This is a genomic window from Micromonospora sp. SL4-19 (assembly GCF_047921475.1).
In the GTDB taxonomy this organism is placed as follows: domain Bacteria; phylum Actinomycetota; class Actinomycetes; order Mycobacteriales; family Micromonosporaceae; genus Micromonospora.
In genome coordinates, this window is record NZ_JBLROB010000004.1 from 162,297 (window position 1) to 180,127 (window position 17,831).

The following is a 17,831-nucleotide window of genomic DNA, read 5'->3' on the forward strand; positions in this document are numbered from 1 at the left end:
CGGGGCGACCAGCAGCGACAGGCACGCCGTGCAGCCCGCGCGGTGTGCTCTTCTCTTCGGTCCGCAACAGGTGCGGGTCCGAACCGTTCCGTCAAGGAGACGAAACACATGGCTATTGGCACCGTCAAGTGGTTCAACGCTGACAAGGGCTTCGGCTTCATCACCCCGGACGGCGGCGGCGCCGACGTCTTCGCCCACTTCTCGGCGATCCAGTCCTCCGGCTACCGGAGCCTGGACGAGAACCAGCGGGTCGAGTTCGAGGTGACCCAGGGCCAGAAGGGCCCGCAGGCGGAGAACATCCGCCCGCTCTGATCTTCGGATCACCCTGCACCACCCGCCGCGCCCTCGGGGCGCGGCGACGGGACCGGCCGCCGCGCCGCCCCCGCTCCGGCGGGCGGCGCGCTGCGGCGGGCCGGCCCGTACCCCTTCGGTTCGTGCTTGTGACCACCGGCGACGCCGGTGACGCGCCGCTCCCGGCGCCCCTTCCTCGACACGTGCCGCGTCGAGGAAGGCAGTTCCGCATGACCATGACCGTTCCCACCTTCGCGGCCACCGGCCTGGCCCCCGCGCTGGTCACCGAGCTGGCCGCGCAGGGCATCACCGAACCGTTTCCGATCCAGGCGGCCACCCTGCCGGACTCGCTCGCCGGCCGCGACGTGCTCGGCCGCGGACGTACCGGCTCGGGCAAGACACTCGCCTTCGGGCTGCCGCTGCTGCACCGTACGGCCGGCCGCCGGGCCCGCCCCGGCCGCCCGCTCGCGCTGGTGCTGGTGCCCACCCGCGAGCTGGCCCAACAGGTCACCACCGCGCTCGACCCGTACGCCCGCGCGGTCGGGCTGCGCTGCGCCACCGTGGTCGGCGGGCTGTCCCTCCAGCGGCAGGCGGCCGCGCTGCGCGCCGGCGCCGAGGTGCTGGTGGCCACGCCCGGCCGGCTGCAGGACCTGATCGACCGCGACGACGCCCGACTGGATCACGTGGCGGTCACGGTGCTGGACGAGGCCGACCAGATGGCCGACATGGGCTTCCTGCCGCAGGTGACGAGGCTGCTGGAGCGGGTCGCCCCGGACGGGCAGCGGATGCTCTTCTCCGCCACCTTGGACCGAGGCGTGGACAAGCTGGTCCGCCGCTTCCTCACCGACCCGGTCTCGCACTCGGTCGACCCGGGCACCGCCACGGTGGCCGCGATGACCCACCACGTGCTGCACGTCGAGGCGGCCGACAAACCTGCCGCGCTCGCCCATATCGCCGCCCGCGAGGGGCGGACCATCCTGTTCATGGCGACCAAGCACCGTGCCGACCGGGTCGCCCGCCAACTGCTCGCCGGGGGCATCCGCGCCGCGGCCCTGCACGGCGGCAAGAGCCAGCCGCAGCGCACCCGGATCCTGGAGCAGTTCCGTACCGGCCACGTCAGCACACTGGTGGCCACCGACGTGGCGGCCCGAGGCATCCACGTGGACGGGCTCGACCTGGTGGTCAACGCCGACCCGCCCACCGAGGCGAAGGACTACCTGCACCGGGGTGGGCGGACCGCCCGGGCGGGGGAGTCCGGCACCGTGGTCACGCTGGTCCTGCCTGAGCAGCGCCGGGATGTCGCCCGGCTGATGAGCGTCGCCGGCATCACGCCCCGGACCGCCCGGGTCCGTCCCGGGGACGAGGAGCTGAGCCGGGTGACCGGGGCCCGGAAGCCGTCCGGCGTGCCGGTGAGCCTCGCCCCGCCGCAGTCGGCGCCGGCCCGGGCCCGCCGCACGGCCGGCGATGACGGCTCTCCGGCCGGGATCGCGACCGGCGCCACCGGCCCGCGTGCGGCGCACCGCACCTCGAGCCGTCGCCGCCCTCGCCGTCCGCGTACCACCTGACCCCGGCCATTCGGGCTGCCGGAAGTTCCGGGAGCCATCTACTCTCGGGATCTTGAGCGGTCCGCTCCGCCGAGTCGGGGATCAGTGCGGGGCGGGTCGGATGGGCGACAGTTGCCGCACCGTTGTTCGGCAATGCTGGCGTCGGGGGACGCGGTCGGGCTGCCGGCCGGGCACGGGAGGGGCGACCATGGCGAGCGAGGCCGGCTCGGGGGCGGCGCGCGAGTTGCTGCTGGTCCTGGCGGTCGCGGCGCTGGGTCTGGCGCTCGCCATGGTGGCCGCGTTCGGGCCCTGGCATCCGACCGCCGACGATCCCGCGCGCGTCGGGCTCGTCGAGCTGCACAGCCCGCCCGAGCCGACGGTCGAGGCGACCGCGGGCTGAGGCCGCACCCGGACCGGCCCTCGGGCGAACACCAGGCCGAGGTCGCGCCCGGCCGGGCCCCCGGGCAGGTCAGGCCGTCGGCGCGCGGTCGGCCAGCAGGTCGGCGAGGGCGGTCCGGTCGACCACCAGCGCGATCGCACCGTCCACCGCCAGCCAGACGTCCCGCAGCCCGCTGGCCACGCCGTGGTAGTCGGCCCGGTCCACCGGGACACCCCGGACGCTGGTCAGTGCTCCGCCGGCGGCGCGCAGGACGTCACCGACGCTGATCTCCGCCGACGGGCGGGTGAGCGCGTAGCCGCCCTCGGTGCCGCGGTGGCTGTGCAACAGCCCGGCCCGGCGCAGGTCGAGCAGGATGCCCTGGAGAAAGCTCAGCGGAATGTCCTGGCTGTCGGCCAGGCTTGCCGCCTTGACCAGCTCGCCGCCGTACTCCCCGTCGCCGGGGGACCCGGCGGCGTCGGCGACGGCGAGCATGGCCCGGAGCGCGTAGTCGGCGCGGGCGGAGACGTACACGGCGTCAGTTGCCGGTCTGGTCGAGCACGCCCCACCGGCGGCGGATCGCCTTGTCGGCCGCGCCGAACGCCGCGTCCACCCCCAGGCCCACCACGAGGATGACGATCATGATCGCCATCAGCCGGGGCGCGTCGGAGAAGTCCCGGGCGTAGGTGAGCTGGGCCCCGATGGAGGTCCGCTCGGCGATGACCACCAGCAGCTCGCCGGCCATCAGGCTGCGCCAGGCGAACGCCCAGCCCTGCTTGAGCCCGGCCACGATGGCAGGCAGCGCGGCCGGCGCGATGACATACCGGTACAGGTGGAGACCGCGGGCGCCGATGTTGCGGCCGGCCCGGATCAGCAGCGGCGGTACATAGTCGACGCCGTGGATGACGCCGTTGGCCACGGACGGGGCGGCGCCGAGCACCACCACGAAGAAGATCGCCTGCTCGCTGAGCTGGAACAGCAGGATGGCCAGTGGGAACCAGGCGATCGACGGCATGGTCTGCAACGCGGTGATCATCGAGCCGAGCGCGGCCCGGAGCACCCGGATCCGGGCCACGGCCAGGCCGAGCAGCAGCCCGACGGCGACCGCGGCGGCGAAGCCGACCAGGGCCCGCCGGCCGGTGGTGGCCAGTCCCTCCCAGAGCGCGGGGCTGACCAGGTAGTGGCCGAGGTCCTCGAAGACCACCACCGGCCCGGGCAGCGCCCACGGGTCCTTCCAGCCGGTCCAGACCACGGCCTGCCAGACGGCGACGGCCAGCGCGAGGGCGGCCAGCTTCGGCCAGGTGGCGGCCCAGATCCGGACGGCCCGGGACGGTGCCTTCTCCCGGCCCGCGATCTCCAGCGCGTCCAGCCCGGAGATCTCCGCGTCGGTACGCGGTGTCCCGGCGAGCGTGTCACTGGCCATGGCGGCCCACCTCCGTACGCAGCCGGTCGGTGACCTCGGCGGCGATGGTCGCGATCTCCGGGGAGTCGATCCGCCGCGGCCGGGGCACGTCGACCCGGGTGGACCAGATGATCCGGCCGGGGCGGCTGGAGAGCAGGATGATCCGGTCGGCGAGGCGGGCCGCCTCCCGGACGTTGTGGGTCACGAAGAGCACGGTGAGCTTCCGCTCGGACCAGATCCGCTCCAGCTCGTCGTGGAGGATGTCCCGGGTCATCGCGTCGAGCGCGCCGAACGGCTCGTCCATCAGCAGGACCGGGGTGTCCAGGGCGAGCGTGCGGGCGAGCGCGACGCGTTGCCGCATGCCGCCGGAGAGCTGGTGCGGACGCTTGCGGCCGAAGTCGGCCAGATGGACCGTACGCAGCAGCTCGGCGACCCGCGCACGGCGCTCGTCCCGGGGCAACCCGCGCAGCTTGAGCGGCACCTCGACGTTGGCCTCGACGGTGAGCCACGGGAGGAGCGCCGCCTCCTGGAACATCAGGCCGGGGTTGACCCCCTCGTCCAGCTCGATCCGGCCGCCGCTGGTCCGGTCCAGCCCGGCGACCAGGTTGAGCAAAGTGCTCTTGCCGCAGCCGGACGCGCCGACCAGACAGACGAACTCGCCGGGGGCGACGTCCAGCGACACCCCGTCCAGGGCCAGGACCGCGTGCTCGCCCTGGCCGTACACCTTGGTCACGCCGCGTAGCGCGACCGAGCCGGTCGCGCTACGCGGGGTCGTCGTGATCGACGTCATGGCTGGGTGACCTCGGCCTTGCCCTGCGCCTTCAGCACCGCGTTGAGGTACTTCAGGTCGTACAGGCCGGTGAGGTCCACGGGCTGGGTCAGCTCGACGGCGACCGCGTGGTCCAGGCCGGTCTTCAGCGAGGACGCGATCGGGTCGTTGGTGAACTCCAGGGTGGGCCAGGCCTGCTTGATCAGTTTCACGTCCAGTGGCTTGCCGGTGATCTTGCCGATGTGGTCGGAGACGGCCTGCTGCGCCTCGTCCGGCCGGGTGTTGACGAAGTCGTTCGCCGCGACCTGCCCCTCGACCAGCTTCTGCACCACGTCCGGGTGGGCCTTGAGGAACTTGGTGCTGACGATCAGGTTGGTGATCACGAACTTCTTGTCCGGCCAGAGGTCGCGCTCGTCGACCAGGACCTTGCCGCCGGCGTTGACCAGCCGGGAGACGAAGGGTTCCGGCACCCACGCGCCGTCGATGGTGTCGCTGCTGAAGGTCTCGACCGTCTGCGCGTTCTCCTGCGGGATGACCCTGACGTCGCCGCCGCCCTCCTTGGTGGTGGCCAGGCCCTTCTCCTTGAGCCAGTAGCGCAGCGCCACGTCCTGGGTGTTGCCCAGCTGAGGCGTGGCGATCTTCTTGCCGCGTAGCTGCTCGACCGAGGTGATCTCCGGCTTCACCACCAGGGCGACGCCGCCGGAGGCGGCGCCGGAGACGACCCGGACCGCCTCGCCCTTGGACTTGGAGAACGCGTTCACGGTCGGGTTCGGACCGATGTACGTGGCGTCGAGCGCGCCGGAGAAGATCGCCTCGATGGCCGCCGGCCCGGCGTTGAAGGTCTTCGTGTCCAGCTTGACGTCGGCGCCGAGCTTCTCGGCGAAGATGCCCTTCTCGACGCCGACCACGGCCGGCGCGTGGGTGATGTTCGGGAAGTAGCCGAGGCGCAGCGTCACCGGACCGGACCGGCCGGCGCCGTCGGAGTCGTCGCCGCAGGCCGCCGTGGTGCCCAGGGCGGCCACGCCGACCACGGCGAGGGCGGCCAGCGAGACGAGCCGGCGGAAGGGGAGGCGTCTCATCGCGAATCCAATCCACAGTATTCCTACTTAGTTGGTAGGAAGAGTGGGGCATGGGGGGAGCGGCGTCAAGACCCATCCACGATCCGGGACGGCCGGCCGGGAAATTCTCGGCAATTCCCACCTGTTCGGTGGAGATAGCCGCGCCGGTCGGCCCATCGGTGGAACGGCCGTCCGGGGCGCCGGGCCACACCGGGAGTGCGGACGGTGCGGACGCGTTAGGGTCGTTGTCGTGCCGACGCGGAGAGCGAGAATTCCAGCGACGAAGTACCCGGTCGAGCGGTTCACCCTCGACAACGGCCTGCGGGTGGTGCTCACCCCCGACCGCAGTGCCCCGGTGATCGGGGTGGCGGTGATCTATGACGTCGGCATCCGGTCCGAGCCGGAGGGCCGCACCGGCTTCGCCCACCTCTTCGAGCACCTGATGTTCCAGGGCTCGGAAAACCTGGAGAAGCTGGCCCACTTCCGGCACATCCAGGGGGCAGGGGGCACCTTCAACGGCTCCACTCACCTGGACTACACCGACTACTTCGAGACGCTGCCGAGCAACGCCCTGGAACGGGCGCTGTTCCTGGAGGCCGACCGGATGCGTGGCCCCCGGCTGACCGAGGAGAACCTGCGCAACCAGGTCGACGTGGTCAAGGAGGAGATCCGGGTCAACGTGCTCAACCGGCCGTACGGCGGGTTCCCCTGGCTGACCCTGCCGCCGGTCATGTTCGACACCTTCCCCAACGCGCACGACGGCTACGGCTCCTTCGACGACCTGGAGTCGGCCACCGTCGCCGACGCGGCCGACTTCTTCCGGCGCTACTACGCCAGCGGCAATGCCGTCCTCGCGGTCAGCGGGGATGTCGACGTGGCCGAGGCGACCGCGCTGATCGAGCGGCACTTCGGGGACGTGCCGGCGCGGCCCGCCCCGCAGCGGCCAGACTTCGCCGAGCCCGACCTGGCCGCCGAGCGGCGCACGTCCTACACCGACAAGCTGGCCCCGCTGCCGGCGGTAGCCGGGGCCTGGCGGGTGCCCGACCCGGTGACCGACTTCGCCGGCTACCTGCCGTACGTGGTGCTGGCCGAGGTGCTCACCGACGGGGACGCGTCGCGGCTGGTCGAGCGGCTGGTCCAGCGGGACCGCACGGTCACCAGCCTCGGCGGGTACCTCGGCTTCATGGGCGACCCGTTCGACGTGCGCGACCCCACCGCGCTGCTGCTCCAGGCGCACCTGCCGCCCGGCGGGGACGTGGAGAAGGTGCTGCGCACGATCGACGAGGAGCTGGACCGGCTCGCCACCGACGGGCTGACCGACGGGGAGTTGGCGCGTACCCAGGCCAGGATGGCCACCCACCTGCTGCGGGACACCGACGCGGTGCTCGGGCGGGCGCTGCGGATGGCCGTCCTCGAACAGCAGCGCGGCGAGCCGGGCCTGCTCAACGAGCTGCCCCGGCTGGTCGGCGAGGTGACCGAGGAGCAGATCCGCGCCGCCGCCGCCACCCTGCGGCCGGAGCGCCGCGCGTCCATCGAGGTCATCGCCGGAGGTGCCCAATGACGGTAACCGTGGAGACCGGGGCCCGGTCGTTGCCGCCGCTGGGCCCCAACCGCAGGCTCAAGGTGCCGAAGGAGGCCGAGCGTACGCTCGCCAACGGGCTCACCGTGATCGCCGTACGCCGCAACGCCGTGCCGTTGGTCGAGCTGCGGCTCTGGATGCCGTTCGGGCGTACCCACCTGGCGCGCGGCGCGATGCTGGCGCAGACCATCCTCTCCGGCACCGAGACCCTCACCGCCACCCAGATCGCCGCCGAGCTGCAGAAGGTGGGCGGAGGGCTCTCCGCCGGGATCGACCCGGACCGGCTGATGCTGTCCGGGGCGAGCCTGGTCACCGGCCTGGACCGGATGCTGGAGATTCTCGCCGACGTGCTGACCGGGGCCACCTACCCCGGCGAGTGGGTGGAGACCGAGCGGGACCGGTTGGTCGACCGGATCCAGGTTGCCCAGAGCCAGCCGGCGCACCTGGCCCGGACCGCGCTGCTCAAGCGGGTCTACGGCCGGCACCCGTACGCGGTGCAGACTCCCGAGCCGGACCAGGTCCGTGCGGTCCGCCCGCCCGTCCTGCGCCGGCTGCACGCCGAGCGGGTTCACCCGGCCGGCGCGGTACTTGTGCTGGTCGGTGACGTGCAGCCGGAGCGGGCCCTGGACGCCGCCGAGCAGGCGCTGTCCGGTTGGCGGGGGGACGGGCACGTCGCCGAGCTGCCGCCCGCCCCGCCGCTGGAGCCCGGCCCGCTGCTGCTGGTGGACCGGCCCGGCTCGGTCCAGTCCTCGTTGCGGATCGCCCTGCCGGCGGTGCCCCGTACCCACCCCGACCACGCCGCGCTGCAACTGGCCAACCTGGTCTTCGGTGGCTACTTCTCCTCCCGTTGGGTGGAGAACATCCGCGAGGACAAGGGCTACACGTACGGGCCGCACTCGTTGATCGAGCACTCGGTGGCCGGGTCGGTGCTGGTCGCCGCCGCCGAGGTGGCCACCGAGGTGACCGCCCCCGCGCTGCTGGAGACCACGTACGAGCTGGGTCGCCTCGCCGCCCTGCCGCCCAAGCCGGAGGAGCTGGAGCAGGCCCGCCAGTACGCCCTCGGCACGCTCCAGCTCGGCATGTCCACTCAGGCCGGGCTGGCGTCGCTGACCAGCGCGTACGCCGGCAACGGACTGCGCCTGGACTTCCTCGCCGAGCACGCTGCCCGGCTGGCGAAGGCGACCGTGGACGACGTGGCCGAGGCGGCGGCGCGCTACCTCGCCCCGGCGAACGCGGTCACCGTGGTGCTCGGTGACGCCGAGCGGGTCGCGGAGCCGCTGGCCGCACTCACCTCGGTACGGAAGGAGTCGCCGTGAACGGCGAGACGACCCCGCCGCTGGCCCGGTCCACGCTGGACCGGGCGGCGCACCGGCGTACCGACCCGGGCTGGCTCGCCGAGGCGTGGGAGCGGGCCCGGGTGCTGGTGCTGGACTCGGCCGACGACGGTCGGGCCCTGGTTCGCGGCGCGGCGGCCCCGCCGGAGCTGGTGCTGGTCGGCCCGGACGAGCTGCCCGAGGTGCCCCGGTCGGTGCCGATGTTCCTCGGCGTCGAGCCGGACGGCGTACCGGTCTTCGCGGTGGACGCGCCGCTGCCGGAGCTGCCCGGTACCCGCCGGGCCAACCTGCGCGAGGTGGGTCACCTCCTGGTCGATCGGGACGCCGGCATCTTCACCACCGCGCTCGCCCTGCTGAACTGGCACGTCCGGCACGGCTACTCGTCGGTGAGCGGGCACTCCACGCAGGTCGACGAGGCCGGCTGGTCGCGGGTCGACGCGCTCGGCGAGCGGGTCTGGCCGCACACCGATCCCGCCATGATCGTGCTGGTCCACGACGGGGTGCCCGGCCCGGAGGGCGGCTGCCTGCTCGGCAGCAACGCCACCTGGGTGTGCACCCCGGGGGAGCGCCGCTACTCCTGCCTCGCCGGCTACGTCGAGCCCGGGGAGTCGGCCGAGGCCGCCGTGCTCCGCGAGGTCCGCGAGGAGGTCGGCGTCGGGGTCGAGGAGATCGCGTACGCGGGCAGCCAGTCCTGGCCGTTCCCCGGCTCGCTGATGCTCGGCTACCTGGCCCGCGCCGACGCCGACGAGCCGATCCGGGTGGACCCGACCGAGATCGCCCACGCCCGCTGGTTCACCCGGCGGGAGATCGGCGCCGCGCTGGCCGGGGAGGCGGTCGACGTCGGCGGGGACCGGCTCGCCCTCCCGCCGCCCTCCTCGATCGCCCTGTTCCTCATCCACCGCTGGCTCGACGGCCACTGCTGAACCCGCCGCCCGGGTCCGCGGGCCGTACGCGATTTCCGCCGCGCCGGGCGAGGCACCGCCAGGTCGGGGATCTGGGCGTTGACCGAGACGGCGACCGCCGGGGCCGGACACGGCCCCGGCCCGCGACCGTCGTTGCCGCGGCGGTCACGGGCCGGGAACACGGACCGTCGTGGCCGGATGAGACAAGGAACGCGGCGGGCGAGCCGGTCCGGCCACGACGGACGTCAGATGCGGGTCAGCTGCCGCCCCAGCGGTACAGCTGACCGGGGTTCGGCTCCTCGACGGGGAGCACCTTCACCCGGTGCCGGCCGGCCCGTACTGCCCCCACGGACGCCAGCGCCCGGGCCAACAGCAGGGCTGCGTCCCGGTCCTCGGCGTGAACGACCTGGCGGCGCGGCTCCGGCGTGGTGGTCTCGTCCCGCAGCTGGCCGCCACCGGCCCAGGCGGCCGCGATGTCGGTGTCGGCGGCGGTACGGATCTCGGTGCGGACAATCAGGAACCGCATGGGTTTCCCCCGGGACGGACGGATACGCACTGGAACTTCCACGTCACTCTTTCGACATGTTACGCCCGGTGGTTGTCCCAGCAAGTGAAACCCGACGATCGTTCGAGGGGCTCGACCGATCGGAGGAGCCGAGGTCAGCGCCGTTGTCGAGGGTGGACATGCGACGGGGCCGCCGACGCGACGCCGACGGCCCCGGTTTCGGCGGATCAGCTCCGGTCGAACTGCCCGGTCTTCGTGCCGGCGATGAAGTCCAGCCATCCGGCCCGGTTGAACAGCAGCACGGGTCCGCCCGGGTCCTTGCTGTCCCGGAGCGCCACCGTCGCCGGCCCGGCACGCAGTACCGCGACCTCCACACAGTTCGAGGTCTGGCTGCGGGTGCTCTTGCGCCAGTCGGCGCCGGCGAGCCGCTGCGCGAGATCGGACGAGCTGTTGCGGATCTCGTTCATGGTTCTGCTCCTGATCTGGAGTGTTCCGATGAGGACGAGTGACGCCGCGCAGGCCGGACGGCCAGGTCCAGGTGGATCACCGGTCTGTCGTCAGGCGCCCCGAGTCGCGGCGGCGCTGGGTCGGCGCCGCCGCCGGCCCGAACGCCGCTGTGGACTCGACTGTCGTGCCGGTCGGCCGTCCCGTCCCCTCGATGAGCCAGGAGAGGGTGTCCGACGCGGAGAGCGCCGCCGAGCATAGCCACTCAAACACCACTTTATAGCGGTTTAGGGTGTTTACCTCGGTTGACATGACGTCGGTGAACCCACCTTCGATGGCCAACGTCTCCGGATCGAGCGGATCGGCGAACCGGTAGACAGAGAAGGCGGTCGGGGGGAGGTACCAGTCGCCGATCCGGGTGTCCCGCAGCAGCAGATGCAGCGTCACGTTTGGCAGCATGGCCAGCTCGCAGAGCTGGACGACCTGCTCGTGCAGCACCTCGGGCGGGCCGGACCGCAGGCCGAGGGCCGCCTCCTCCAGCACCGCCGTGTAGCGCGGCGCGTCGGGGGAGCGGGTCAGCAGCGACTGGCGGGCCTGGCGGGCGCGTACCTCGGTCTCCGGGTCCTCGGTCTCCGGGTCGCCGGCCTGCTCCGCCATGCCGGACGCGGAGATGATCCGGTGCCGGGCGTACCCGGGGGTCTGCAGCAGCCCGGGGACCAGCACCGGGTTGTACTCCGAGATCTCGGCGCAGCCCGCCTCCAGTTCGGCGAAGCCGCGCTGCTGCTGGGTCATCACCGGGAAGTTGCGCAGCCAGCCGCGCATGTCGCCGGCCTCCAGGGTGATCCCCAGCAACTCCTCGCGCAGTTCGTCGTCCGCGCGGTAGAGCGTCAGCAGGACTCCGACGTCGTCCGGGTCCGGGCGGCTGCGCCCGTTCTCCAGTCGGGACAGCTTGGACGCGGAGGCCCAGCCGATCCGCTCGATGACCTGGTCGCCGGTGAGACCGGCCTGCTCGCGCAGCCGGCGCAACTCGGTGCCGAGCCTGCGACGGCGCAGGATCGGGCCTGGTGCGGCAGGAGGCACGGTGTCCTCTTTCCGTCGACCGTCTCGCGACGGTAACTGTCTGAAATACGCCCCCAACGGCCAGTATGGATGGCGCGACCGGCGCCGGAGGTCTCAGCGAGGGCGTGTCTCGACACAAAAAGAGGACTAAAGAGGGTGTTTCGGACCCGGTCGGCTGTCCCGGTGGGTGGTGCAGACGCGCAAGAGCGGCCGGGCCCGGTGGGGTCGGCCGCTCTTGCGGAGTGGGTGGGGTCAGCTGGGGAGGCTGGCGAGGTGCTGCTTGACCTGGGTGATCGAGGGGTTGGTGAGGGCGCTGCCGTCGGCGAAGCGCAGGGTCGGCACCGTCTGGTTGCCGCCGTTGACGCTCATCACGAACTCCGCGGCCTTCGGGTCCTGCTCGATGTCGACCACCTCGTACGCGATGCTCTCCCGGTCGAGCTGCGACTTCAGCCGGTGGCAGTAGCCGCACCACGGGGTGGAATACATCGTCAACATGGTCAGGTCCTCCAAGGGGGATGGCTCGCGCCCGGTCCGATCAGGTCAGGCTAACCGCTGCAACGTTGTCGGAGGCTGGGATGATTCCTGGCTGTGGCGGTTCACTCAGGGGCGGAACGGGTGCTGGCCGGACTGGATCCGGAGCAGCGGTCCGCGGTGACCGCCCCGGCCGGCCCGGTCTGCATCCTGGCCGGCGCCGGGACCGGCAAGACCCGCGCGGTGACCTCCCGGATCGCCCACCGCGCGCTCACCGGTGCCATCTCCGCCCGGCACGTGCTGGCGGTCACCTTCACCGCCCGCGCCGCCGCCGAGATGAGGGCCCGTCTCACCGCGCTCGGCGTACAAGGTGTCCAGGCCCGCACCTTCCACGCGGCGGCGCTGCGCCAGGTTCGCTACTTCGCGCCGCGGCTGCTGGAGGGGCGCGCCATGCCGGAACTGCTGGACAGCAAGGTCCGGGTGGTCACCCTGGCCGCCGCCAGGGTCGGCCTGCGCGCCGACCGGGCCGCCGCCCGCGACCTCGCCGGCGAGATCGAGTGGGCCAAGTCGTCCCTGGTCGAGCCGTCGGAGTACGCGGTGGCCGCGGCCAAGGCGCTGCGCGAGACCCCGTACGAACCGGCGAAGGTGGCCGAGGTCTTCGCCGCGTACGAGCGCCTCAAGCGCGGCAACGGGGTGATCGACTTCGAGGACATGCTGCGCGCCGCCGTCTGGGGCATCGAGGAACACTCCGACGTCGCCGAGCAGGTACGCGGCCAGTACCGGCACTTCGTCGTCGACGAGTACCAGGACGTCAACCCGCTCCAGCAGCGGCTGCTGGCGGCATGGCTCGGCGGCCGGGACGACCTCACCGTGGTCGGTGACGCCAGCCAGACGATCTATTCGTTCACCGGGGCGACCTCGTCGTACCTGGTCGACTTCCCGCGCCGCTACCGCACCGCCACCGTGGTCCGGCTGGTCCGCGACTACCGCTCCACCCCGCAGGTGGTCGGGCTGGCCAACGCGGTGATCTCGCAGGCCCGCGGCACCGAGGCCCGGCTGCGGCTGGAGCTGCATGGCCAGCGCCCGCCCGGGCCCGAACCCGAGTTGCGGATCTTCACCGACGAGCCGGCCGAGGCCAACGCGGTCGCCGCCCGCTGTCGGGCGCTGGTCGACGGCGGCACCCCGGCCCGGGAGATCGCGGTGCTGTTCCGCACCAACGCGCAGTCCGAGGCGTACGAGAAGGCGCTGACCGAGGCCCAGGTCCCGTACGTGGTGCAGGGGGCGGAGCGGTTCTTCGAGCGGCCCGAGGTCCGGCAGGCGATGGTGGCGCTGCGCGCCGCCACGCGGTCGATCCCGGGGGAGATCCCGCTGCCGGCCGCCGTGGTCGAAGGGCTCACCGCGGTCGGCTGGGCGCCCGACGCGCCTCCGGCCGGCGGCGCCGCCCGCGAGCGGTGGGAGGCGCTCGCCGCCCTGGTCCAGCTCGCCGAGGAGTACGCGGCCACCCCGCCGGTGGTGCCGATCGGCGAGGCCGCCGCGATCGAGCGCCCGGTGACGCTGGCCGACTTCAACGAGGAACTGGCCCGCCGGGCGGCCCAGCAGCACGTACCCACGGTGGAGGGGGTGACCCTGGCCTCGCTGCACTCCGCGAAGGGCCTGGAGTGGGACGCCGTCTTCCTGGTCGGCCTCGCCGAGGGCACCCTGCCCACCACGTACGCGAAGACCCCGGAGCAGGTCGAGGAGGAGCGGCGGCTGCTCTACGTCGGGATCACCCGAGCGCGGGAGTGGCTCTGGCTGTCGTACGCCGGGGCCCGCTCGCCGGGCGGACGGGCCCGGCGCCCGTCCCGCTTCCTGCCGCAGCTCGACCGCTCGGGCGGCACCGAGCGGGCCGGCGCCGGAGCGGCCCGGCGGACCGAGCGGCGCCGGACCCAGGTGGTCTCGTGCCGGATCTGCGGCGCCACCCTGCTCGCCGGGGCGGACCGCAAGCTGGGGCGCTGCCCGACCTGCCCGTCCGACCTCGACGAGGAGCTGTACGAGCGGCTGCGCGAGTGGCGGCAGCGGGTAGCCGAGGCGCAGAAGGTGCCGGCGTACGTGGTCTTCACCGACGCCACGCTCACCGCGCTGGCCGAGCGGCAGCCGGGACGTAGCGAGGAACTCATCGCGATCGCCGGCATCGGCCCCCGCAAACTGGGACTTTACGGCGATACCGTGCTGGCCCTGGTGGCGGGCGCGGCGGTGGACGATGTCTGCTCGCAGAAAAGTTTCGAAATCTAGCCGTAAATCGTTTGCCCTCCCCCCGAGGCGAGGAATAGCCTCAGGACACACCTCGCGAGCGGCGCCATTCGGGCTGCTCACGGGGGACGAGTCCATGGTCGGCACGAGGAAAGTCAGGGAGGTGGCACCAATGGAGATCTACATCAACGAGCGTCCGGCGGCGATGCCAGCTGCCTGCGCTCCGCTGCCGTCCGTCCGGGTGGCCCTTGCCGCTCGACCGTCGCTCCCGCAGGTGCACCAGGTCCAGGTTCAGGCCGAGCTGAACCTGACCGTGGCGCCGCTGGCTGGGATCGAGGGGACCAGTGGCTTCACGGGCATGGGCATCGGCGGCGCCAACAAGCGCACGGATGTCCGCGGTGTTCCACCTCGAGGTAGACCGGTCTGATCTACAGACCACCGGCTCACCTCGAGGCCGCGGAACCCGCATACCGGGATCCGCGGCCTCAGTTTTTTTGCACCGCGGTAGTGCCAGAAGTACGTCGAAATGCGATCCACGAGATCGAAGTGAGAGAGAGGTGACCGGAGGATGAGTCTGGCGTTGGCCCCGCTCGACGTGAGTGTCGAGGTGGAGGCGAACCTGCCCTGCCGGAAGTTCGACCCCGACCTGTGGTTCTCCGACTCGCCCACCGAGCTCGAGCTGGCCAAGTCGCTCTGCGGGGACTGCCCGCTGCGCGTCGAGTGCCTCGCCGGTGCGGTGGAGCGGGCCGAGCCGTGGGGGGTCTGGGGCGGCGAGATCTTCGAGCGTGGCGCGGTCGTCCCGCGCAAGCGGCCCCGTGGCCGCCCGCGCAAGGAGGACCTCGCCCGCGACGCCCAGCTCCGGGTCGAGGCCGAGGCGCGACTGGCGGCCAGTGGGCTGTCCGAGTCGCGCAGTGCGGTCCGGCTGGCAGCCTGACACGTTTCCGATCCACACGTCCCCGCCGGTGTCCCACCGGCCGCGAGAAAGCCGAAACCGATGATGCACCTGCCGAATGGAACCGAGATGCAACTACTTCACGAAGCGTTGTCCCGGGCTCGAATGCCCCGGCCTCAGGCCGGTCGCACCACCACGAGCACTGAGGCAACCCGTTCCGCCCGTACCGTCGCGATGAAGAGCCGGACCCAGTCGGCTCGTGACCTGGGCGTTCTCTAGATCCCAAACAGCACGACGGGGGCGGCGGCCGGACGGCCGCCGCCCCCGTGGCACAACAGCGCCCGCGCCCACCGGTGTGGCGTTCGGGTGGGTGGTGCTCAGCTCACCGGGGCGAAGCCGGGCAGCCAGCGTTCGAGGATCGCCCGGTACGGCGCTTTCGCCTCCAACTGGCACAGCACCCCGATCGAGCCCAGCGTCACCCTGTGGATCATCAGGTATGACGGGGGGAGGTTGAGCTGCCGGCTGAGCTGGAACGCGGGCGACCGGGGACTGGCCAGCCGGGTGGCCTCTGCGCGCAGCCAGGCCCGGGTGAACCGGAACTCGTCCTCGGCGACCGGGGTCAGCATCGGCTGGAGCCACTCCAGCAGCGCCTGCGCGTCGATCGGCTCGGTCTGGCTGACGAAGCCCTCGTCGCGCAGCCCGTTCACCACCCCGTCCGCGTCGCCGCGGATCGCCAGCCCGGCGATCCGGCCGATCGGCTCCGGGGTGCCCTCCGGCATCCGGGCCACCGCGCCGAAGTCGATCACGCCGAGCCGGCCGTCCGGGAGCAGCCGGAAGTTGCCCGGGTGCGGGTCGGCGTGCAGTAGCCCGGCGCGCATCGGCGCGGACAGGTGCAGCTCGGCCATCAGACGCCCGGCCTCGTCGCGCTGCTCCTCGGTGCCGTTCCGGATGATCTCCGCGAGCGGAATGCCCTCGACCCACTCGGTGATCAGCACCCGTGGCGAGGCGTCCAGCACCTCCGGGATGAAGATCTCCGGATCGTCGGCGTACGCCGCGGCGAAGGCCCGCTGCGACTCGGCCTCCAGCTCGTAGTCCAGCTCCTCGGTGACCCGCTCGCGCAGCTCGGCCAGGAGCGGCTTGACGTCCAGCCCGGGCTGGATCGCACGGAACATGCCGCCCAGCCGGGACAGCTGCTTCAGGTCGGCCAACAGCGCGTCCCCGGCACCCGGGTACTGGATCTTCACGGCGACGTCCCGGTGGTGCGGGCCGCCGTTCGGGCCGTATCCCGGGTCCCGCCAGACCGCGCGGTGCACCTGCCCGATGCTGGCGGCGGCGGCCGGGGTGTCGTTGAACTCCACGAACCGGTCCCGCCAGTCCGGCCCGAGTTGCTCGGCGAGCACCTTGTGCACGGTCGCCGCGGGCAGCGGCGGGGCGGCCTCCTGGAGCTTGGTGAGCGCCTGACGGTAGGGGCCGGCGATCTCCTCGGGCAGCGCCGCCTCGAAGACCGACAGCGCCTGGCCGAACTTCATCGCCCCGCCCTTGAGCTGTCCCAGCACGCTGAACAGCTGCTCGGCGGTGCGCTGCTGAATCTCGGCGGAGATGACGTCGGACGCGAGCCCGGTAACCCGCTTGCCCATGCCGAGGACGGTCCGACCGGCGAAGCCGAGCGGCAGAGCGGCGAGCTTGGCGGTCCGGGACACGGCCCGGCGCGGGATGTCGGTCACCCGGTCATTGTTACCGACTCCGAGGGTCCGCTGCTGCTGCGAAGCCGGGAGCGGGTAGGGCCGACCCGGATCGGGCGACGTCCGGAGCACCCGCAGGACGGGTGCGGCGGCCACTGGCGGCGGCGGATCCGGCCCGCCGCGCCGATCTCGACGGCGCAGCCGAGGGTCTCCGGGGCGTCGCCGTCGAGGTGGGCCAGCGCCTCCGCCACCGCGTACGCCACCGCCGCCAGCCGGGTGGTGACGGCGCACGGGCGCTCGGTGTCGTCGGCCGCGAGCTGGGCGGCGAGCGCCGGCCAGTCCGGATCACGGTCCACCCGATGCAGGTCGAGGCAGTTCAGGCAGGGGCCCGCCGGTGGGCGGACCAGCGGGCCCACTACCGGCACGCCACCGCGCAGGTCGACCAGGAGGTGGGGCTGGCGACGTTGCGCGTACCGGGCGGCGAGCAGGGGCGCGGGTCGGTCCGTGCCGAGCTGGACCACCAGGTCGACGCGGTGCTGCCGGAGCGGCCCGGTCTCCGTGCCCGGCGCGGATCGGTCGAGCGCGCCACGGATCGCCGGGGCCAGCGGCCGACCCATCTCCGCGGCGGTGAGGCCGGTCCCCACCAGGTCGCCCGGGCGGACCGGGCCGGCCAGGTCGGGCGCCACGTGGCCGACGCCCGCCTGGGCCAGCGCGACGGCGATCGCCCCACCGAGGCGGCTGGCGCCGGTGACGAGCACGCGGGCCGCCCGGCGGCGGCGCAGCACCTGAGCCGGCGTGCCGGGCAGGCCGGCCGTGGCCAGGGCCAGGGAGTCGGCCTCACCGGCCAGCCGGGCCCGGAGCGGCCCGGCGAGGTCCGGTGGGAGCAGGCTCTGTGCCGGTACGACGAGGCCGGCGGCCCGGAGCGTGTCCAGCAGGACGCGGACCTCGTCCGGCGCCACCTGGGCCGTGGCCGCGGACGCGAGGACGGCGCGCTCGCTGCGGGTGCCGTCCAGCAGGTCGAGGAGGCGGGCGGCCCGGGGACTGGCCAACTCCAGCAGAACGGCCCGCCCGGGCTCGACCCCGAGCTGAAGGGTGTGCCGGTCCCGCCAGAGCCGGGTCAGGCCGGGCAGCAGCGTCGGACGGGCGAGGGGCGCGGGGGGAGCCATGTCACGAATCGTGACCGTGTCCGCGCTTTCCGTCGGTCGTTGTCCACAGGTGCGCCCGACCACATCCAGGGTTGTCCACAGGAAAAGCCCGCTTTTCCACAACCGGTCGGTAGCCGGTGTCGGTCAGC

Annotated in this window: 19 protein-coding genes; 9 read left to right on the plus strand and 10 right to left on the minus strand. The window is 73.0% G+C overall.

Annotation, left to right across the window (positions count from 1 at the left end):
* Positions 1 to 108 precede the first annotated feature (108 nt).
* From ACNAVT_RS08510 to ACNAVT_RS08520, 3 genes are all read left to right on the plus strand, one after another.
* Positions 109 to 312: a cold-shock protein gene (locus ACNAVT_RS08510; RefSeq protein WP_007464836.1), complete on the plus strand. Its 204-nt coding sequence runs from the start codon at positions 109 to 111 to the stop codon at positions 310 to 312.
* A gap of 209 nt (positions 313 to 521) precedes the next feature.
* A complete protein-coding gene (locus ACNAVT_RS08515) occupies positions 522 to 1,856 on the plus strand; it encodes a DEAD/DEAH box helicase (RefSeq protein ID WP_416294437.1) in 1,335 nt (444 codons plus the stop codon).
* 187 nt (positions 1,857 to 2,043) lie between these two features.
* Positions 2,044 to 2,235 carry a hypothetical protein gene (locus tag ACNAVT_RS08520; protein ID WP_416294438.1) on the plus strand — a complete coding sequence of 64 codons (192 nt, stop codon included), beginning with the start codon at positions 2,044 to 2,046 and terminating at the stop codon, positions 2,233 to 2,235.
* Between the two features lie 69 nt (positions 2,236 to 2,304).
* On the opposite strand, the gene ACNAVT_RS08525 is transcribed toward ACNAVT_RS08520, so the two are convergent.
* From ACNAVT_RS08525 to ACNAVT_RS08540, 4 genes are read right to left on the minus strand one after another with little or no spacing between them, the layout of a single operon-like run.
* Positions 2,305 to 2,745 carry an RrF2 family transcriptional regulator gene (locus tag ACNAVT_RS08525; protein ID WP_416294440.1) on the minus strand — a complete coding sequence of 147 codons (441 nt, stop codon included), beginning with the start codon at positions 2,743 to 2,745 and terminating at the stop codon, positions 2,305 to 2,307.
* 4 nt (positions 2,746 to 2,749) lie between these two features.
* The gene (locus ACNAVT_RS08530; protein ID WP_416294442.1) at positions 2,750 to 3,634 is read right to left on the minus strand and encodes an ABC transporter permease; all 885 of its coding nucleotides are present in this window, start codon (positions 3,632 to 3,634) and stop codon (positions 2,750 to 2,752) included.
* Positions 3,624 to 4,403, minus strand: a complete 780-nt coding sequence (locus ACNAVT_RS08535) for an ABC transporter ATP-binding protein (RefSeq protein ID WP_416294444.1) — start codon at positions 4,401 to 4,403, stop codon at positions 3,624 to 3,626. Before ACNAVT_RS08535 ends, ACNAVT_RS08530 begins: the two co-directional genes overlap by 11 nt.
* Positions 4,400 to 5,461 (minus strand): ABC transporter substrate-binding protein, encoded by a 1,062-nt coding sequence (locus ACNAVT_RS08540; protein WP_416294445.1) that lies wholly within the window; start codon positions 5,459 to 5,461, stop codon positions 4,400 to 4,402. Before ACNAVT_RS08540 ends, ACNAVT_RS08535 begins: the two co-directional genes overlap by 4 nt.
* Before the next feature lie 229 nt (positions 5,462 to 5,690).
* On the opposite strand from ACNAVT_RS08540, the gene ACNAVT_RS08545 reads away from it, so the two are divergent.
* From ACNAVT_RS08545 to nudC, 3 genes are read left to right on the plus strand one after another with little or no spacing between them, the layout of a single operon-like run.
* Complete coding sequence (locus ACNAVT_RS08545) at positions 5,691 to 7,001, plus strand: M16 family metallopeptidase (RefSeq protein ID WP_416294447.1); 1,311 nt, start codon at positions 5,691 to 5,693, stop codon at positions 6,999 to 7,001.
* Entirely contained in the window at positions 6,998 to 8,335 is a 1,338-nt protein-coding gene (locus ACNAVT_RS08550) for a M16 family metallopeptidase (RefSeq protein WP_416294449.1), read from the plus strand. The genes ACNAVT_RS08545 and ACNAVT_RS08550 overlap by 4 nt, the downstream gene beginning before the upstream one ends.
* Positions 8,332 to 9,276 carry an NAD(+) diphosphatase gene (gene nudC, locus ACNAVT_RS08555; protein ID WP_416294451.1) on the plus strand — a complete coding sequence of 315 codons (945 nt, stop codon included), beginning with the start codon at positions 8,332 to 8,334 and terminating at the stop codon, positions 9,274 to 9,276. The genes ACNAVT_RS08550 and nudC overlap by 4 nt, the downstream gene beginning before the upstream one ends.
* Positions 9,277 to 9,511: 235 nt before the next feature.
* Here the strand turns inward: nudC and ACNAVT_RS08560 are convergent, their stop codons facing one another.
* The 4 genes from ACNAVT_RS08560 to ACNAVT_RS08575 all read right to left on the minus strand — a co-directional run bounded on the left by ACNAVT_RS08560 (position 9,512) and on the right by ACNAVT_RS08575 (position 11,758).
* Positions 9,512 to 9,781 carry a hypothetical protein gene (locus ACNAVT_RS08560; protein ID WP_416294453.1) on the minus strand — a complete coding sequence of 90 codons (270 nt, stop codon included), beginning with the start codon at positions 9,779 to 9,781 and terminating at the stop codon, positions 9,512 to 9,514.
* Between the two features lie 206 nt (positions 9,782 to 9,987).
* On the minus strand, positions 9,988 to 10,227 hold the full coding sequence (locus ACNAVT_RS08565; RefSeq protein ID WP_416294455.1) for a DUF397 domain-containing protein: 240 nt from the start codon (positions 10,225 to 10,227) through the stop codon (positions 9,988 to 9,990).
* 76 nt (positions 10,228 to 10,303) lie between these two features.
* Positions 10,304 to 11,284, minus strand: coding sequence for a helix-turn-helix domain-containing protein (locus ACNAVT_RS08570; protein WP_416294457.1), 981 nt, complete (start codon positions 11,282 to 11,284; stop codon positions 10,304 to 10,306).
* 231 nt (positions 11,285 to 11,515) lie between these two features.
* Entirely contained in the window at positions 11,516 to 11,758 is a 243-nt protein-coding gene (locus tag ACNAVT_RS08575; RefSeq protein ID WP_416294459.1) for a mycoredoxin, read from the minus strand.
* 93 nt (positions 11,759 to 11,851) lie between these two features.
* Here ACNAVT_RS08575 and ACNAVT_RS08580 point away from each other — a divergent pair, with 93 nt between their 5' ends.
* From ACNAVT_RS08580 to ACNAVT_RS08590, 3 genes are all read left to right on the plus strand, one after another.
* Positions 11,852 to 14,005, plus strand: a complete 2,154-nt coding sequence (locus tag ACNAVT_RS08580; protein ID WP_416294460.1) for an ATP-dependent DNA helicase UvrD2 — start codon at positions 11,852 to 11,854, stop codon at positions 14,003 to 14,005.
* Between the two features lie 130 nt (positions 14,006 to 14,135).
* Positions 14,136 to 14,390, plus strand: coding sequence for a hypothetical protein (locus tag ACNAVT_RS08585; protein WP_416294462.1), 255 nt, complete (start codon positions 14,136 to 14,138; stop codon positions 14,388 to 14,390).
* Between the two features lie 141 nt (positions 14,391 to 14,531).
* Entirely contained in the window at positions 14,532 to 14,897 is a 366-nt protein-coding gene (locus tag ACNAVT_RS08590; protein WP_091068617.1) for a WhiB family transcriptional regulator, read from the plus strand.
* A 335-nt stretch (positions 14,898 to 15,232) separates the two neighbouring features.
* On the opposite strand, the gene ACNAVT_RS08595 is transcribed toward ACNAVT_RS08590, so the two are convergent.
* Positions 15,233 to 16,579 (minus strand): ABC1 kinase family protein, encoded by a 1,347-nt coding sequence (locus ACNAVT_RS08595; protein ID WP_416294464.1) that lies wholly within the window; start codon positions 16,577 to 16,579, stop codon positions 15,233 to 15,235.
* Entirely contained in the window at positions 16,576 to 17,703 is a 1,128-nt protein-coding gene (locus tag ACNAVT_RS08600; RefSeq protein ID WP_416294465.1) for a TOMM precursor leader peptide-binding protein, read from the minus strand. Before ACNAVT_RS08600 ends, ACNAVT_RS08595 begins: the two co-directional genes overlap by 4 nt.
* Positions 17,704 to 17,831: the final 128 nt, after the last annotated feature.

What these genes read in the sequence shown, in the direction of transcription:
- ACNAVT_RS08510 (WP_007464836.1), top strand. Translation starts at nt 109, where the DNA reads ATGGCTATTGGCACCGTCAAGTGGTTCAACGCTGACAAGGGCTTCGGC.
- ACNAVT_RS08515 (WP_416294437.1), top strand. Translation starts at nt 522, where the DNA reads ATGACCATGACCGTTCCCACCTTCGCGGCCACCGGCCTGGCCCCCGCG.
- ACNAVT_RS08520 (WP_416294438.1), top strand. Translation starts at nt 2,044, where the DNA reads ATGGCGAGCGAGGCCGGCTCGGGGGCGGCGCGCGAGTTGCTGCTGGTC.
- ACNAVT_RS08530 (WP_416294442.1), bottom strand. Translation starts at nt 3,634, where the DNA reads ATGGCCAGTGACACGCTCGCCGGGACACCGCGTACCGACGCGGAGATC.
- ACNAVT_RS08535 (WP_416294444.1), bottom strand. Translation starts at nt 4,403, where the DNA reads ATGACGTCGATCACGACGACCCCGCGTAGCGCGACCGGCTCGGTCGCG.
- ACNAVT_RS08540 (WP_416294445.1), bottom strand. Translation starts at nt 5,461, where the DNA reads ATGAGACGCCTCCCCTTCCGCCGGCTCGTCTCGCTGGCCGCCCTCGCC.
- ACNAVT_RS08550 (WP_416294449.1), top strand. Translation starts at nt 6,998, where the DNA reads ATGACGGTAACCGTGGAGACCGGGGCCCGGTCGTTGCCGCCGCTGGGC.
- ACNAVT_RS08560 (WP_416294453.1), bottom strand. Translation starts at nt 9,781, where the DNA reads ATGCGGTTCCTGATTGTCCGCACCGAGATCCGTACCGCCGCCGACACC.
- ACNAVT_RS08565 (WP_416294455.1), bottom strand. Translation starts at nt 10,227, where the DNA reads ATGAACGAGATCCGCAACAGCTCGTCCGATCTCGCGCAGCGGCTCGCC.
- ACNAVT_RS08575 (WP_416294459.1), bottom strand. Translation starts at nt 11,758, where the DNA reads ATGTTGACGATGTATTCCACCCCGTGGTGCGGCTACTGCCACCGGCTG.
- ACNAVT_RS08585 (WP_416294462.1), top strand. Translation starts at nt 14,136, where the DNA reads ATGGAGATCTACATCAACGAGCGTCCGGCGGCGATGCCAGCTGCCTGC.
- ACNAVT_RS08590 (WP_091068617.1), top strand. Translation starts at nt 14,532, where the DNA reads ATGAGTCTGGCGTTGGCCCCGCTCGACGTGAGTGTCGAGGTGGAGGCG.
- ACNAVT_RS08600 (WP_416294465.1), bottom strand. Translation starts at nt 17,703, where the DNA reads ATGGCTCCCCCCGCGCCCCTCGCCCGTCCGACGCTGCTGCCCGGCCTG.